11 protein-coding genes are annotated in these 15625 nt (G+C 68.6%); 4 read left to right on the forward strand and 7 right to left on the reverse strand.

Annotated elements, in window-relative coordinates; translation table 11 throughout:
• Positions 1-381: 381 nt before the first annotated feature.
• From WD341_RS18455 to WD341_RS18470, 4 genes are all read right to left on the reverse strand, one after another.
• On the reverse strand, positions 382-2331 hold the full coding sequence (locus WD341_RS18455) for a TRAP transporter permease (protein ID WP_368426961.1): 1950 nt from the start codon (positions 2329-2331) through the stop codon (positions 382-384).
• Between the two features lie 102 nt (positions 2332-2433).
• A complete protein-coding gene (locus WD341_RS18460; RefSeq protein WP_368426962.1) occupies positions 2434-3369 on the reverse strand; it encodes a TAXI family TRAP transporter solute-binding subunit in 936 nt (311 codons plus the stop codon).
• An 83-nt stretch (positions 3370-3452) separates the two neighbouring features.
• Entirely contained in the window at positions 3453-4559 is a 1107-nt protein-coding gene (locus tag WD341_RS18465) for an Ldh family oxidoreductase (protein ID WP_368426963.1), read from the reverse strand.
• Positions 4560-4566: 7 nt separating this feature from the next.
• Positions 4567-5502 (reverse strand): dihydrodipicolinate synthase family protein, encoded by a 936-nt coding sequence (locus WD341_RS18470; protein WP_368426964.1) that lies wholly within the window; start codon positions 5500-5502, stop codon positions 4567-4569.
• A 160-nt stretch (positions 5503-5662) separates the two neighbouring features.
• Here WD341_RS18470 and WD341_RS18475 point away from each other — a divergent pair, with 160 nt between their 5' ends.
• Together WD341_RS18475 and WD341_RS18480 are read left to right on the forward strand one after the other, a co-directional pair.
• Positions 5663-6439, forward strand: a complete 777-nt coding sequence (locus WD341_RS18475) for a FadR/GntR family transcriptional regulator (protein ID WP_368426965.1) — start codon at positions 5663-5665, stop codon at positions 6437-6439.
• Between the two features lie 349 nt (positions 6440-6788).
• Positions 6789-7736 carry a 2-hydroxyacid dehydrogenase gene (locus WD341_RS18480; protein ID WP_368426966.1) on the forward strand — a complete coding sequence of 316 codons (948 nt, stop codon included), beginning with the start codon at positions 6789-6791 and terminating at the stop codon, positions 7734-7736.
• Positions 7737-7904: 168 nt separating this feature from the next.
• Here WD341_RS18480 and WD341_RS18485 read toward each other — a convergent pair whose 3' ends face one another.
• The 3 genes from WD341_RS18485 to WD341_RS18495 all read right to left on the reverse strand — a co-directional run bounded on the left by WD341_RS18485 (position 7905) and on the right by WD341_RS18495 (position 12594).
• Positions 7905-10640 (reverse strand): hypothetical protein, encoded by a 2736-nt coding sequence (locus WD341_RS18485; protein WP_368426967.1) that lies wholly within the window; start codon positions 10638-10640, stop codon positions 7905-7907.
• The gene (locus WD341_RS18490; RefSeq protein ID WP_368426968.1) at positions 10637-11845 is read right to left on the reverse strand and encodes an SIR2 family protein; all 1209 of its coding nucleotides are present in this window, start codon (positions 11843-11845) and stop codon (positions 10637-10639) included. Before WD341_RS18490 ends, WD341_RS18485 begins: the two co-directional genes overlap by 4 nt.
• Positions 11846-12168: 323 nt before the next feature.
• Complete coding sequence (locus WD341_RS18495) at positions 12169-12594, reverse strand: hypothetical protein (protein ID WP_368426969.1); 426 nt, start codon at positions 12592-12594, stop codon at positions 12169-12171.
• Between the two features lie 275 nt (positions 12595-12869).
• Here WD341_RS18495 and WD341_RS18500 point away from each other — a divergent pair, with 275 nt between their 5' ends.
• Both WD341_RS18500 and WD341_RS18505 read left to right on the forward strand, forming a co-directional pair.
• Positions 12870-13436, forward strand: a complete 567-nt coding sequence (locus tag WD341_RS18500; RefSeq protein ID WP_368426970.1) for a LemA family protein — start codon at positions 12870-12872, stop codon at positions 13434-13436.
• Between the two features lie 259 nt (positions 13437-13695).
• Complete coding sequence (locus WD341_RS18505; RefSeq protein WP_368427031.1) at positions 13696-15612, forward strand: DUF2207 domain-containing protein; 1917 nt, start codon at positions 13696-13698, stop codon at positions 15610-15612.
• Positions 15613-15625 lie beyond the last annotated feature (13 nt).

The raw sequence follows: 15625 nt of genomic DNA on the forward strand, positions 1-15625 counted from the left end.
AAGCAGGAGCCATTGACATAGAAAGCCCCATACAAGGCTCGGGACGAAGCGGAAGGCAGTGCCGAAAGCTGCTTCGTCCCGCGCTTGAAGAGACGTCGCAGCTCGGGCGCCCCGCCTTCGCTCGTTGCCGGGGCAGCGGCAGGACGGATTAGAGCGCCGGCACCGCCGGCGCGCCCACGCCCCTCGACACACTCGGGACGAAGCGGAGGGCGGTGCCGAAGGCTCGGGGCGAAGCGGAGGGGAATACGCTCACCCGCGCTTCTCCCAAATTCGCTTCGCCCTGAGCCTGTCGAAGGGCGTGGCAGCTCGGGCGGCCCCCCGTTGCCGGGGCAGCCCGCGGCAGGACGCAGGAGAACCCAGGACGCGCCGCGGGCGACCTCGCTATTCGCCGGCGCTGGTGCCCTCGCTGCGCAGGCTCGCCTTGCGGCTCGTCCAGTCGAGCAGCAGGCCCGCGCTCGCCAGGCCGGCGCCGATCAGGTCGGTGGTCAGCCCCGGCTTGATCAGCACGAAGGCGGCCCCGACGAAGAGCAGCCGCGGCAGCCAGCGCACCGGCGCGAAGAGGTAGCCCTGCAGGCCGACCGAGAGCAGGGCGACGCCGCAGGTCGCGGTGATGCAGGTCAGCACGATCGTCTGCAGGTCGCCGATCAGCAGCAGCGACGGCCCGAAGACGAACATGAAGGGGATGATGTAGCCGGTCAGCGCCAGCTTCACGGCCGTGTAGCTGGTATCAAATATGTTGCCCCTGGCGATGCCGCAGGCGGCGTAGACGGCGATCGCCACCGGCGGCGTGATCGCCGAGAGGATCGCGAAGTAGAGCACGAAGAGGTGCGCCGCCTCGACCGCGACACCGAGCTTGACCAGCGCCGGCACCAGCAGCGCGACCTGGACGATGTAGGCCGGCGTCGTCGGCATGCCCATGCCCAGGATGATGCCGGCGACCATGGTCAGCATCAGCGCCAGGACCAGGGAGTCGGCGGCCAGGGCGCGCACCACGCCGGTGAAGCTGAGGCCGAGGCCGGTCTGGGAGATGACGCCGATGACGATGCCGGCGCTGGCGCAGGCCATGGCGACGATGACCGCGTTGATCGCGCCCGAGGCCAGGGCGTCGACCAGCTTCGGCCAGGTCACCTCGTGGCGCGTCGTGCGCCGCAGCAACGCCACCGGCACCACCGAGAGGATGCCGCAGAGCGCGGCGAAGGGCGCCGAGTAGCCCAACAGCAAAGTGCCGATGATCACGACCAGCGGGCCGAACAGGTGGCCGCGGTCGCGCAGCACCTCCCAGAGCCGCGGCAGGTCCGCCTTGGGCAGGCCGACCATGCCCTGCTTGCGCGCCTCCAGGTGGACCGCCAGGAAGACGGCGAAGTAGTAGAGCAGCGCCGGCAGGATCGCGTAGCCGGCCACGGTCAGGTAGCTGACGCCCAGGAACTCCGCCATGACGAAGGCGGCGGCGCCCATGATCGGCGGCATGATCTGCCCGCCCGTCGAGGCGACCGCCTCGACCGCGCCGGCGAAGGCCGGCTTGTAGCCGATGCGCTTCATCAGCGGGATGGTGAAGGAGCCGGTGGTCATGACGTTGGCGACCGCCGAGCCCGAGATCGAGCCGAAGATGCCCGAGGAGACGACCGCGACCTTGGCCGGCCCGCCGGCGGTGTGGCCGGTCAGCGCCAGGGCGAAGTCCATGAACAGCTTGCCGACGCCCATGCGCTCGCAGAGCGCGCCGAACAGCACGAACAGCACGACGTAGGTCGCCGACACCTGGGTCGGGATGCCGAAGATCGCGTCGGTCGTCATGTACTGGTATTCGAGCAGGCGGACCAGGTCGACGTTGGTCAGGAAGACCTGGTAGCCGAGGAACAGCACGGCCGTGAGCGGCAGGATCAGACCGATCATGCGGCGCGTGCCCTCGAGCACGACGGCCATCATCAGCACCGCGAAGCACATGTCGGTCAGGCTGACCGGCCCGACGTAGACCATGCGCGTGTTGAAGTACGTAGACTCGACGATCGGGTAGGCGCAGGCGGCGATCGCCGCGCCGGCGAAGATCCAGTCGAGCACGCCCGGCCCGGCCGGCCGGCGCCGCAGCACGCCCGGCATCGACAGGAAGGCCAGGACCAGGGCGAAGCCCAGGTGGGTCGAGCGCAGGACGAAGGCATTGGGCGGGCCGGTGAAGGCGATGTAGAGGTGGAACAGGCTCATGGCGACGGCGATCGCCATCACCAGGCGCTTGCTCCAGACGACGTAGGGCGACTCGGGGCCGGATTCGGGCCCAGGCTCGGGGCCGGCGCCCGGGATCGTCTGGGGGCCGTAGCCCGGCACCAGGTCGCTGGCCATGACCTCTCCTGCTCCGCTCGTATACCGCCGGCGCAACCGCGCCAGCCGCTCGTGGGAAAGGGGGGGGGGGGGGGGGGGCGGGCCCCGCCCGATCGGAAAAGGCTACATGCTTTCCTTGTAGAAGCGCTCGGCGCCGGGGTGCATCGGCACGCCGATGTCGCGGCCCATGGTCTCCAGGGTCAGGCCCTTCATGGCGCCGGCGATCGACTGCAGCTCGCCGACGTTGGTCCACATCGCCTTCAGGATGCCGTAGACGACCTCCTCATCGAGATCGCAGCGGGCGATCACGTGGGTGGCGTAGCCGACCGCCTGGACGTCCTCGTCCTGGCCCGGGTAGGAGCCGGCCGGGATGGTCAGCGCCCCGAAGCCCGGGTTGCGCTCGCGCATCTGCTCGATGAAGGCGTCATCGAGCGAGACCAGCTGGACGTCGCGCGAGTTGGCGAGGTCCATGATCGCCGAGGCCGGCACGGTGGTGCCCAGGGTGAAGATCTCGGCGTTGCCGTCCTGCAGCAGGGCGACGCCGTCCGAGTAGGAGACGTAGTCGACGGCGCGCATGTCCTCGTAGGTCAGGCCGCCGACCTCGAGCACCATGCGGGTGACCTGCTCGGCGGTGTTGCCGACCGGCTGGGTCACCAGGCGCTTGCCCGCGAACTCCTCGACCGTCTTCGGCCCGCCCTTCAGCGCGACGATCTGGAAGTACTGCGGGTAGAGCGTGCCGATGTTGCAGACGTTGTCGGCCTCGCCCTCGAAGGGCGGCCGGCCCTTCATGGCGTCGACCGTCGAGATCGAGTTGGCGAAGCCGAGGTCGGCCTGGCCGGTCTGCACGCCCTGGACGTTGGCGATGCCGCCGCCCGGCATCACCAGGATGTTCGCGCCGATAGCGTCGGACGCCATGTTCTGGATGGCACCGCCGAGCGGGTACCAGGAGCCGCCCTGCGGGCCGGTCATCAGCTTGAGCTGCTGGGCCGAGGCCGGTCCGGCAGCGGCGCCGGCGACCCCGGCGGCCAGAGTCATGGCGAACAGCATCTTCTTGTTCATGGTCTTCCTCCCGTCACTCTTCCTGTTTCGATCCGCCGGTTGGCGCCGGACCGTTCCTCGCAATGCTCCTCCCGCCGGCCCGCTCAGGCCAGCAGAAAGGCCACGCCCGCATCGGACGCGAACTGCCGCAGCCGGTCGACCAGGGTCGCCGGCAGCGGCACGCCTTGGGTCCGCCGCTCGGTCTCGCGGCGGTATTCGGGATCGCCGGCGACCTGCACCGGCTGCGCCTGGTCGAGCGGCGGGGTCGCGCGCAGCGCGTCGATCAGCGCGTCGAGGTCCTCCTCGAAGCCGCCCTCGGGCCGGAAGAAGGCCGGGTCGAGGGCGAGGAAGAAGTGGCCGACGTCGGCGGGCCGCCCCTCGGCCGGCCGCAGCGGCGCGAAGGCGGCGCCGGCCAGGGTCGTCGAGAGCACCTCGACCATGGCCGCCAGGCCGTAGCCCTTGTGGCTGCCGTGCTCGAGGTCGCCGCCGAGCGGCGTCAGCCGGGGGGCGGCCAGCAGCCGCTCGGGATCGCGCTCCCAGGCGCCGGACTCGTCGAGCGCCCAGCCCTCCGGCAGCGGCTGGCCGGCGAACAGCTTGACCCGTGCCTTGCCGATCGCCGCCGTCGAGGTCGCCATGTCGAGCAGGAAGGGCCGGTTGCGCGCGGCCGGCGCCGCGAAGGCGATGGGATTGGTGCCGAGCATCGGCTCGCGCCCGCCGGTCGGCACGATCGCCGGGCGCCAGACCGCCGTGGTGCAGAGCCCGAGGAGGCCGCGCGCGGCGATGCGCCGGACGTAGAGGCCGGCGGCGCCGAAGTGGTTGGAGTTGCGCACCGCGACCGCGCCGACGCCGAGCGCCGCGGCCTTGTCGGCGGCCAGGCTCGCGGCCTGCAGCGAGACCAGGTGGCCGAAGCCGCCGCCGCCGTCGAGCACCGCCATGGCGCCGCGGTCGACGACCACCGAGGGCTCGCCCCCGGCGGCGACGCGGCCGCCGACGATATGGTCGCGGTAGAGCAGCAGCAGCCCCAGGCCGTGGCTCTCGATGCCGCAGGCCTCGGCCTCGACCAGCAGCCCGGCCGTGGCCCCGGCCTGCGCCGCCGGCAGGCCCCAGGCGCCGAGCAGCGCCGCCGCCTGCCGCTCGAGCAGCGCCGCGGGGAAGCGGGGCGTCGGCTGCATGGACGCGGGGGGCGGCACGGACGCGGGGCTGGCGGTCATCGGCGCCTCAGGCGGCGTCGGCGAGGCCGGCGTCGAGCGCCGCCAGCGCCCGCGCGGCCGGCGCGACCCGCGCCCGCTCCGCCTCCGACAGGTTCGAGAGCATCGGCAGGATCGGCCCCATGTCGGCGACGCCGGAAAGCGTCACGGCGTCGTGCAGCACGCGCAGGGGGCTGATCGCGTCGCGCAGGTCCTCGAGCGGCAGGAAGCGCGCGCGGATTTCCTCGGCGGCGGCGAAGTCGCCCTTCTTCAGGGCGTGCAGCAGCGCCGTCGAGCTGCGCGGCGCCAGGCAGACCGAGCCGGAGGTGAAGCCCGCCAGGCCGAAGCGCCGCAGGTGCGCGATCGCCGGTCGCTCGCCGATGCCGCTGACCACCTTGGCCGGGTCGACGCGCTCCAGGATGCCGGCGAGCAGGCGGTCCTCGCCCGGGTCGTCGCGGACCACGGCGTACTTGACCGCGCAGAGCAGGCCGTCGGCCTCCAGGCTGCCGACCAGCTCCGCCGTCAGGTAGGCCTCGTTCTTGACGTAGAGGATGACCGGCCGGCCGTAGGCCTCGGCGAAGCGGCGCAGCCCCGTGGCCACGCCTTCGGGCGTCGCCGGGAAGCCCAGCGGCAGCACCATGACCGTCGGGAAGCGCTCGTGCTCGCACAGCACCGGCAGCTGGTCCATCAGGCGCCCGTAGTCGGGGCCGACCGAGGGGATCGCCCAGCTGTCCGGCGCCGCCGCCTCGGCGAGCAGGTCCAGCAGCTCGGCGAAGCCGGCGAGGCCGAGGTTGTAGAGGTTGGCGTTGCCGCCGTAGAGCAGCGTCGTCACGCCGCCCGCCTCCAGGTGGCGGATCAGCGCGCGGTTGGCCTCGGGATCGAGCGTCAGGTCGGCGCGGCGCGCGAGCGGCGGCACGGCGAGCACGGAGCGGGCCAGGTCGGCCGGCTGTACGGCGGTGGTCTTCACCCTTGACGTCTCCTCCTCCGGCCGCCCCCTGCGCCCTCTCTCGGGGCGCTGTCGCGCGAGCCGGTCCCTGCTGTCTGCCGGCCGATTATGTCGGCAGTGATTTGTAAAGTCGACTTACAACTTGATTGCCCGCCCCGCAAGAGCGCCCTACCCTGGCGCCATGGCTGAGGCGAAGACGGCGGAGGTGGCGGAGCGGCTGCCGCCGCCCCCCCCCGCGGGGGCGGCGGGCGGCGGCGGTCTGCTGCCGCTGCGCCAGGCGCGCCTCGCCGACCAGGTCTACGAGCTGCTGCTGCTGCAGATCGCCCGCGGCACCTTCGGGGTCGGCGCCCGGCTGCCCTCGGAGCCGCAGCTGTGCAGCGACTTCGGCGTCTCCCGTCCGGTCGTGCGCGAGGCGCTGGCGCGCCTGCGCGACGCCAACATCGTGCGCAGCCGCCGCGGCTCCGGCAGCTGGGTCGAGCGCGAGCCGAGCCACGCCTTCGCCAGCCTCGCGCCCTCGGGCACCATCGCCCAGATGGTCCGCGCCTACGAGTTCCGCGCCGGCGTCGAGGCCGAGGCCGCGGCGCTCGCCGCCGGGCGGCGCGAGAAGCGCGACCTGCAGGCCATGGAGCAGGCGATCGCCGCCCTGGCCGCGGCGCTGAAGCGCGACGAGGTCGGCGACGAGCCCGACCTGGCCTTTCACCGCGCCATCGCCCTGGCGACCCGCAACCCGCTGTTCAGCCAGTCGATCCAGATGCTCGACGGCTCGATCCGCAGCGGCATCGTGGTCGCGCGCCGCCTCAAGCAGCTCGCCAACAGCGACCGCCTGAACCAGGTCCTGGCCGAGCACGCCCAGGTCCTGCAGGCGATCCGCGCCCAGGACCCCGAGGCCGCCCGCCGCGCCATGCACCACCACATCGCCAGCTCCCGCGACCGCATGCTCGGCTTCCCGGCGGGGTAGGCCCGTTCCGCCGCCCCGCGTTTCCACGCTTGCATGGTTCGACAAGCTCACCATGAAGCGACGGAGGGGCTGGCGCAGACCTCGTGTCGCGCTTCATGGTAACCGTCTTCACCCTGAGCTTGTCGAAGGGCGAACCACGAAGCGCCAGGAGAAGCCGGCACAGCCTCTCCATCGCTTCATGGTGAGCCTGTCGAACCACGAAGCGCCAGGAGAAGCCGGCACAGCCTCTCCATCGCTTCATGGTGAGGGTCTTCACCCTGAGCTTGTCGAAGGGCGAACCACGAAGCGTGTGAGCGGCGGCCCGAACGTCCGCCGCCGACCGAACGAGAAACGAGAGGAGACACCGCCCATGCCGCAGAAGCCCGAGATCGCCGTCATCGCCGGCGCCGTCGTCGAGGCGCCCGACACGCTGGCGCGCCTGAAGAGCCGCTTCACGGTGCACGAGATGTACGAGGCGGGCAGCTACGACGCCGAGGCGGCGAAGCGCTGCAAGGCAGTCGCGACCTCGGGCGGCGTCGGCGCCACGGCCGAGACCTACGAGGCCTTCCCCAACGCCGGGCTCTTCGCCTCCTTCGGCGTCGGCTACGACTCGGTCGATGTCGCCGAGGCCAAGCGCCGCGGCGTGCGCGTCACCAACACGCCGGGCGTGCTGACCGACGAGGTCGCCGACCTCGCCCTCGCCCTGGCGCTGGCGGTCAGCCGCGACCTCGTGGTCGGCGACGCCTGGGTGCGCGCCGGCGACTGGGAGAAGCGGGGCAACCTGCCGCTCGCCCGCAAGCTCTCGGGCCGGCCGGCCGGCATCCTGGGCCTGGGCGGCATCGGCAAGGCCATCGCCAAGCGCTGCGAGGCCTTCTCCATGGAGGTCGCCTGGCACGGCCCCCGCGCGAAACCCGACCAGCCCTGGCCCTACCACGACAGCCTGGTCGACCTCGCCGAGCGCTCCGAGGTGCTCTTCGTCGCCTGCCCCGGCGGCGCCGCGACGCGGCACCTGGTGAACGCCGAGGTCCTGAAGGCGCTCGGCCCCGACGGCATCCTGGTCAACATCGCCCGCGGCTCGGTCGTCGACGAGGCCGCCCTCGTCGAGGCCCTGGGGGCCGGCACGATCGCGGGCGCCGGCCTCGACGTCTTCGAGGAGGAGCCGAAGGTGCCCGAGGCCCTGAGGCAGAACCCGCGCGCGGTGCTGCAACCGCACGTGGGGAGCGCGACGCTGGAGACGCGGCGGGCCATGGGCCTGCTGGTCGCGGAGAACCTGGAGGCCTGGTTCGAGGGGAAGGCGCTGGTGACGCCGGTGGCGTGACCGCCCCGCCGCTCCGGAGATCGCCTGGACCAGCCCGTGCGCCAAGCCCGATCAGCCCTGGCCCTACCACGAGTCCCTGGTCGCCCTGGCCGAGCGCTCGGAGGTGAGGTAGGTGTGATCGCTTTGCCCATCAAACAGCTACTTAAGCCGCCACAGAGCAAGCCACGCTCAACGCCTTGCAGCTGTTGATAGACGTCGATAGACGGGGTCTCTCGTGAGCTCAGATGCGACGTGTCGAATTCGATCGAGCGCCTCCGTCAGATCATGAGGCACTACCGCACGTTCGGAACTCCCAACGGTAAGATCGAGCAAGCGGAGGAAAACCTTCGCTTTGACACCACTGTCGATCATCGTCAGATTCCTCTCCCCACCAACTTCGCCGCGCAAGCCATAGTCGGACATTGACCAGCAATCAAAAGGAACAAGAAACCGATCAACGGCTGCAACAGCATCAACAAAAGCTCCGCCCGCTGTTGCCGGCAGCTCGGCGAACGCCCGACTTACACCCGGCGACGCAAGGGACCGTTCTTGAGGCCAGACTTCCCTCACGAACGGATCCCCAGCGCATTTAAAGAGCTCGGCTGCGCTGGGCACTTCACCTTGCTCAGGGTGCGCCGAGGAAAGGTCCCGAATGAACCGCTGAACGACCTTTGCCGCAGATGCGCGCACCTCATCATCCAGAGATCTTAGCATCTGCTGCACTCGCGCTTTTGGAACAGCTGACGCGCGATTCTCACGAAGAGCGTGAAGCGACTCCACAACAAGACTAAAAACCAGCGCCTCACGGACACTACGTGAAAGACGACGATCCGTCGCTCGTTCGCTCATCGGCCCACCAATGATACTTAGGATTTCGCCGAAGTGCACCCGACGCGCAATCGCGTTCCACAACGACAACGCTTCGCTGCTATCCTTCAGCAAAGGCGCAATCAGATGCTGCTCGGTCCAGACGCGATCCGCGCGCAGAAAGTACGGGAGATGCTCTATTAATCGGTGCCGCCCAATGACGCCACTGCGGCCCACGGCACGAACGATTTGATCCCGAATGTCTCTCGTCGGCACACCCACTCGAAACGGCGCAGCATCGCTCTCAAGCGAAGGACAGGATGCCAGGAAAACGCCCACCAGCTTTCCAGCAGGTGAGTTCAATGTATCGATCTCGTGCGGAGCGCTCCTCTCTTCAGAAAGTACTACAGCGTCAAGATCATCCTGGCTAGCCTCTACTCGCTCCACGTTTGTCGCATCCACAGCAACGGGCCAGACGTGCAACCAAACCGGCAGAAACAGGGTAGAGGAAGACACGTGAACGCGCCAAGCGTCGAGCCACGCGCTAACACCTCTGATCGCACCCGCTAAAGTACTCTGAGACATTTGGCTAAGAAGTCCTAGGACACGATCCGCTTCAGATTGCAGATCACGCCCTATGCTCGTCGGCTCACCCGTTTTGCCCGGCCGATGTGCCCAGCCGAAGCGATCCAATACACGCGGAAACCTCTCCGCACCGCCCGCCCCTGCCTCGAGATCTACTAATACGAGCAAGGTGTTGCCCTCGCGCCGAAGCCAATCGTTCGCTCTCTCCGCGGGATCGTCGTTCCAGCCGCCACGACTGCTCAAGAGCGCCGCCTCTAGGGCGCGCAACCGCGCCTGCCCGCTAAGCGCATCGTACTTGGAATCAGGGTTAGATGGTAAACTATACGCCTCCACGACGCGCGGAAAGTCGTGGTATAGATCCATCTTCTTGAGAAGATGAAATTCATTACCCCGGGCGGCCAGCCAACCCTTTTCTTTCTCCGGCAGTACACCACCGGCAACAATGACGCGCTTTAGTTCTCGAGCGGCCCAGTACCGGCGGGCGGCACTAACTCTGGAAGAACTCGCCTTGCTTGGCCAAAGGTTCCTCGGCGGGCCCCTTTTTATCCGCCGCACGATCTCCCTCTGCGGTTCTTTACTAAGTCCATTGAACCTTAGTGCTCGAAGCTCTGCAATTTCTGGATACGTGTCTAAGCTCCAGAACTCATTGTCATTGAGGCCGAGAAGAAACATTGCAACCCTCTCGGACGCTACAAGGTCTGGATCGCGAGCCGCTGCGGCCCACAACCGGGTATGCACAACCGACCCCCCTAAACCCCATCTTCCGACACACTGTAACGCCTGCTGCCGATCGAGCTCCCCAATGCGCTCGAAGATCGAAAATAATAGCTTTACGGAGGGAGCAATACCGCGATTGTAGCTATCAGGATCGCTATCGGCTCCGACCAGCTCGGAGGATTCGACATAATAGACTCTGCTTAAGTCGCCGATCTGCCACAGCTGCTCTTGGTCTCGCCATCCCAGGCGTTGAGCAGTCTCAAGACCGTAGCGCACGGCTGATTCCAGCTCATAGACCAGAGACCTCAAAAAATCGACATCGTTCACTTCGCGAATCTTAAGAACCCTCAGATCAAGAAGCTCACCGCTTGTTAGTCTCGCAGTGAGCAAATCCTCAAACGTCTTTGGTCGACGTCGTTTCGGTAAGAGTTCCCATCGCCACGACTCAATTGGCTTTACCTCTAAGCGGGGTGTGACCAAGCAAACTATTTTCGCGATGATGCTCCCTGATCGCTCCCCTCTGCGAAGCCGTTCGCCCACGGCGTAGGCCATCGCTTCGGACTGCTGCGCGGCCGGGGCGGCCACCCAACTCTCTTCGATCAATTGCCACGCAGTCACCCAGGGTTCCTGAAGTGATTGCCCGCGAGGACCATTCAACAGGTCTCCTATCGCAAGACGTTCTACCTTCTGGCTTGGCTTTAGCCGAAGCGCCCATTCAATTGTATCTGACCTCGACATTCGACTTTCCAGGAAGGCGACCGTTGCTTGAAACGTAGATTGATCACGTTCGGTCAGACTTGCCCATGCAGGGATCATTGTTCGCGCTCACGTTCCTGTTCCGTGCAAATTTGTATGATTGCATCAAGCCAACCAAGGTCGGCGTTCGTATTTGAGATGAGGTCCGACAGTCTAATGCGTTCACTCGGGTTGCTTCGTCTAATGAAATGATCGAAGAGGTCGCGATCGCTTTCCGGAGCAGCCACTCTAGGCAACTTGACAATGTTACGAATCGCAGCGTCTACACGGTCCCTTCTTCCATTTATTGCCGAAAGATCTGCCCAGCGGCCAAGTGTGTTCCGAAGGGCCGAATGATCATCCGATGCATCATAATAGATAGGAGTTATGCCGCGCGCCTTCCAATCCTCTAGCGCGACCGGGTCAGGTGCGCGCGTCCCAAAGAATGCAAAGCGTTCCTTTAGGTCCTTAAAGCGGGTCCCGTCAGCTGCCACGGCGTTCAAGAGGTAGCGCATTGGCGGGTCATTCGCACTGTATCCGACTAAGACTAGGTGGTACAGGCGCGCCGCATCATAGATAAAGTCAGGAACCACGCGTCGTCGAAGATAGAACTCTCCGAAATCCTGGTCGGAGAGGACCACTTCAGAGGTACGTTCTGGTTTCGGATCAAGTGTTCCGTGTATGTGAAACACCCCAGAAAAATCCGACTGCATCGACGGTCGCGGAATTGCTCCAAGTGAGTAGCTTTGGACTGGCGAGGGCCGCCGTCTTGCCGCACGCTCGAGAAGAAGATCGAAGTTGGTGGTGGCGATTGTAGTGACGCCGCCGCGATCGGCCAGACGCATGAGTGCACTATGGATAGGTGCAGGTCGGTCTGTATTCGCTCTCAATCGATGAATGACAGCGTGCCGGACCCGGCTATCGCCTCGCGTTTGGTTGTCAAGCCGTCTCTCAAGCATGCCGAGCACTACATCGTAATCTCCGAGTATGAAGCGCTTGACCTCCGCCCTCTGCGCGTCATTCAGATCGCTGACGTTCGTCTCCCATTGATTACATATGCCGAGCGGTAGAGTTTTAAGAACGGTATGAACGCCTGCATCGAGCTTTTGATAAACGTCGATTACGAGACTACGGAAATCCGGCAGTCCGGCGGGGTTTGAAACGCCTGCACCACAGATAAAGAGGATTTTCCCCCGCGCGTGGGCAAGTAGCAGCCGTTCTGGGATCGTAGCCAAACCGGCCCCAAGTGAAATAACACGCTCTTGGACAGATGCTTCAGAGTTCACGCGCAGCTCCCGGGGGAAAAGCGACTATTGCACTAGGATCCGATGACTGAGTGCAGGTTGCGTGTCTGTGTGGTGCGCCGGACCGTATCGTTCCGATTACCAGAGAGTAGCAGTGTCATGCTCAGGCGCAAAAGCTCGCCCGGTCCCTTAAGCGGCACGGGGCAAGCAGTGCGGGCGGCGCGTTGCCAGGAGGCGGGCGCTTGGTCGCACGGCCGGGGCCCCTGGATTCCCGCCTCCGCGGGAATGACGGAAGGGGGGGGTCGGCGCGATCCTCCCATGCATCGAGAGGGATTTCACGCCACCAACCCCGGCACTTTCACCCCCTACCACAACCTCGCGCGCGGCTCCGGCCAGAAGCGCCAGAGGCAGAGGGCGAGGAGGGTGGCGGCGAGGGCCAGGGCGAGGTAGGCGGTCAGGGGCGGGCCGCGGCGCGACAGGGGTGGGCCCGAGGGCAGGAAATTCTGGGCGAGGAGCGCCAGGGCGACGGCGGCGGCGCCGGCGAGCAGCATCGGCAGGAAGACCGTGAGGCCGCCGAGGCCCAGGCTGCCCGGGGTGTGGCGCCAGAGGCCGGTGAAGGCCTCGGAGAGCAGGGTGACGGCCAGCGGCAGGGTCAGCAGGTAGAGCGCCGGCCGGGTCAGCAGCAGTCCGGCGCCGGCCAGCTTCAGCAGCAGCCAGGCGGCGCCGGCGCCGACCAGGTCGCCGAGCGCGACCACCGCGAGCTGGATGGCGAGGTCGATCCAGTACAGCATCCCTCTCCAGCTCCCCTTCCCAGGCCCCTCGCCCTGTCGGGCGGAGAAGACGGCGCTCGACCGCCCTTCGTGGTTCGACAAGCTCACCATGAAGCACGGCCTGAGGCCCGCGGAATCTCAAGCGCCGCTTCATGGTGAGCCTGTCGAACCGAGCGCAGCTCGGCGCGAAGCACGCGCGCCCCGAAGCCGCGAGAACCCAGCAGCGGCTTGACGCAGCCTGTGCCACGGGCGACCTTCCCGCCACAAGTGAACCGGGGAAAGAGGTGGCCCGCAACATGTCTTCCCCGCTCTGGGTCCTGCTGGCCCTGGCCCTGCTGCTCGCCGGCGGCCTTATCGTCCTCTACAACCGCCTGGTCGCCGCGCGCCAGCGCTGCCGCGAAGGCTGGAGCGGCATCGACGTGCAGCTCAAGCGCCGCAGCAACTTGGTGCCGAACCTGGTGCGCACGGTCGAGGGCTACGTCGGCCACGAGGCCGGCGTCCTGGAGAAGGTGACCGAGACCCGCGCCCGGGCCCAGGCCAGCGAGGGCGCCGGCGCCGGCGCGCGCCAGCAGGCCGAGGGCGAGCTCTCGACCGCGCTGCTGCGGCTCTTCGCCGTCGCCGAGAACTACCCCGAGCTGAAGGCCGACGGCACCTTCCTGGAGCTGCAGCGCACCCTGGCCGAGCTCGAGGAGCAGATCCAGAAGGCACGGCGCTACTACAACGGCACGGCGCGCGAGCTGAACACCCTGATCGAGTCCTTCCCGAGCAACCTGGTCGCCCGCGGCTTCGGCTTCGTCCAGGCCGACTACTACGAGGTCGAGCACGCGGCCGACCGGCTGCTGCCGAAGGTCGAGTTCTCGTGAGGGCGGGGGCGCCGGGGGCGCCTTTCCTGCTTCGCCTGCGCCGCGCGGGCGGGGCTGCGGGGTGAGAGGAGCGGGCGCGCCGGTGGCGCCGCCGGGGCGAGGGTGTCGAGTCCCTATGGATCCCCGCTTTCGCGGGGATGACGATGAAGGGGTGGGCCTGCGCGACAGAGGGACGGGCCGGCGCGACCAAGGGGCGGGTTTGCGCGGGGAGGACCGGAGCAGGGCGCGGCCGCGGCGGCGGCTCGCGCTGTTGCTGCTCGTGCTGGCGACGCTGGCGGCGCCGGCCGTGGCCCAGGCGCAGGAGCGGATCACCGCCTTCGAGGCCGAGGTCCGGATCGCCGGGGACGGCAGCCTGCTGGTCGAGGAGAGCATCGAGGTGGTCTCCGCCGGCGAGCGCATCCGCCGCGGCATCTTCCGCGACCTGCCGCTGCGCAGCCTGATCCCGCCCGGCTTCAACCACATCGCCGGCTTCGAGCTCGAGCGGGTCGAGCGCGACGGCGCGCCCTCGCCCTGGTTCGCCCAGCCGCTCGACGCCGGCCTGCGCATCTACGTCGGCGAGGAGGGGCGCCTGCTGCCCGACGGCGCCCACCGCTACCTCCTGGCCTACCGCACCGACCGGCAGCTGCTGCACCGCGCGGGCGAGGACGAGCTCTACTGGAACGTCACCGGCGACGCCTGGGACTTCCCGATCGAGCGGGCGGCGGTGACGGTCCACCTGCCCGCGGGCCTGGAGGCGCTGCGCGTCGCCGGCTACACCGGCCGGCCCGGCGAGGCCGGCGAGGCCTTCCGCCTGGTCGAGTCGGCGCCCGGCCGGGTGCGCCTGGAGACGACGCGCGCCCTGGCGCCGGGCGAGGGCTTCACCGTCGCCGTCGTCTGGCCGGCCGGCGCGGTGGCGCGGCCGGACGCCGCCGCGCGGGTCCTGGGCTTCGCGGCGGACAACCTCGGCACGCTCGCCGGCGCCCTGCTGACCCTGGTGCTGCTGGCCTACTTCCTGCTGGCCTGGCACCGGCTCGGCCGCGATCCCGAGAAGGGCGTCGTCTACCCGCAGTTCGACCCGCCGCCCGGCCTCTCGGCGGTCGGCGCCGGCTACGTCTGGCACCAGGGCTTCGGCCTCGGCTTCTCGGGCAACCGCGCGCTCACGGTGGCGCTGACCAGCCTCGCCACCAAGGGCGCGCTGCGCATCGCCGAGGCCGGCAAGGGCGTGCTGTCGCTGGAGCGCACGGGTAAGACGCCGGAGGCGCTGCCGCCGGGCGAGAAGGCGGTGCTGCAGGCGCTCTTCGGCAAGGGCCAGGAACCGACCTTGCGGCTCGGCAAGGCCTACGAGCCGCGCATGGGCGAGGCCAAGAGCGCGCTCGGGCAGGCCTTCGGCGGCGAGTTCGCGCGCAGCTTCTTCCGCGCCAACCTGGGCTACTGGCTGCTCGGCGCCGGCCTCGCCCTGCTCGCGGTGCTGGCGGCGCTGCTGCCCGAGGCGCGCACCGAGGAGACGCTGATCCTGGTGCTGGTGCTGATCCCCTTCGCCGTCGCCTTCGCCGCCGGCGCCACGCTCTTCCTGCTCTCGGCCCTGGAGGCGCGCACCGCCGGGCGGTCGCCCTGGCGCCGGCTGCGGCACCGGCTGGTCCGCCTCGCGCTGGCGGCAGCCTGCCTGCTGCCGCTCGCCGACCTGGCGCTCTTCGCCAGCGGCTTCGTCGCGCCCATGGCGCTGCTGGTCGCCGGCACGGCGGTGATCCTGGCGATCCTCTTCTGGTCCTGGCTGAAGGCGCCGACCCGCATGGGCCGGCAGACCCTGGACGCGCTCGAGGGCTACCGCCTCTACCTCTCGGTCGCCGAGGGCGAGCGCCTGGAGCAGGCCGGCCGCGAGCCGGCGATCACCGAGGCGCTGTTCGAGCAGCACCTGCCCTACGCCATGGCGCTCGGCGTCGAGGAGGCCTGGAGCGAGAAGGTCGCGGCGAAGCTGGCCGCCAGCGCGGGCGAGCCCGGCGGCAGCCCCTACCGGCCGCGCTGGTACGAGCGCGCCGGGTCGAGCGGCGACGGGCCGGCCGCCCTCTCCCGCAGCCTGACGCGCAGCCTCGGCGGCGCCGCCGCGGTCGCCGCGACCCGCCCCTCGAGCTCGAGCGGCGGCGCCTCCGGCGGCTCGTCCGGGGGCGGCGGCGGAGGCGGCGGAGGCGGCGGCTGGTAGCTCTGCCCGCCGG

The organism is Tistlia sp. (assembly GCF_040905785.1).
Lineage (GTDB): Bacteria > Pseudomonadota > Alphaproteobacteria > Kiloniellales > DSM-21159 > Tistlia.

What these genes read in the sequence shown, in the direction of transcription:
- WD341_RS18495 (WP_368426969.1), bottom strand. Translation starts at nt 12,594, where the DNA reads ATGCTGTACTGGATCGACCTCGCCATCCAGCTCGCGGTGGTCGCGCTC.
- WD341_RS18485 (WP_368426967.1), bottom strand. Translation starts at nt 10,640, where the DNA reads ATGATCCCTGCATGGGCAAGTCTGACCGAACGTGATCAATCTACGTTT.
- WD341_RS18480 (WP_368426966.1), top strand. Translation starts at nt 6,789, where the DNA reads ATGCCGCAGAAGCCCGAGATCGCCGTCATCGCCGGCGCCGTCGTCGAG.
- WD341_RS18475 (WP_368426965.1), top strand. Translation starts at nt 5,663, where the DNA reads ATGGCTGAGGCGAAGACGGCGGAGGTGGCGGAGCGGCTGCCGCCGCCC.
- WD341_RS18460 (WP_368426962.1), bottom strand. Translation starts at nt 3,369, where the DNA reads ATGAACAAGAAGATGCTGTTCGCCATGACTCTGGCCGCCGGGGTCGCC.
- WD341_RS18455 (WP_368426961.1), bottom strand. Translation starts at nt 2,331, where the DNA reads ATGGCCAGCGACCTGGTGCCGGGCTACGGCCCCCAGACGATCCCGGGC.
- WD341_RS18465 (WP_368426963.1), bottom strand. Translation starts at nt 4,559, where the DNA reads ATGACCGCCAGCCCCGCGTCCGTGCCGCCCCCCGCGTCCATGCAGCCG.
- WD341_RS18500 (WP_368426970.1), top strand. Translation starts at nt 12,870, where the DNA reads ATGTCTTCCCCGCTCTGGGTCCTGCTGGCCCTGGCCCTGCTGCTCGCC.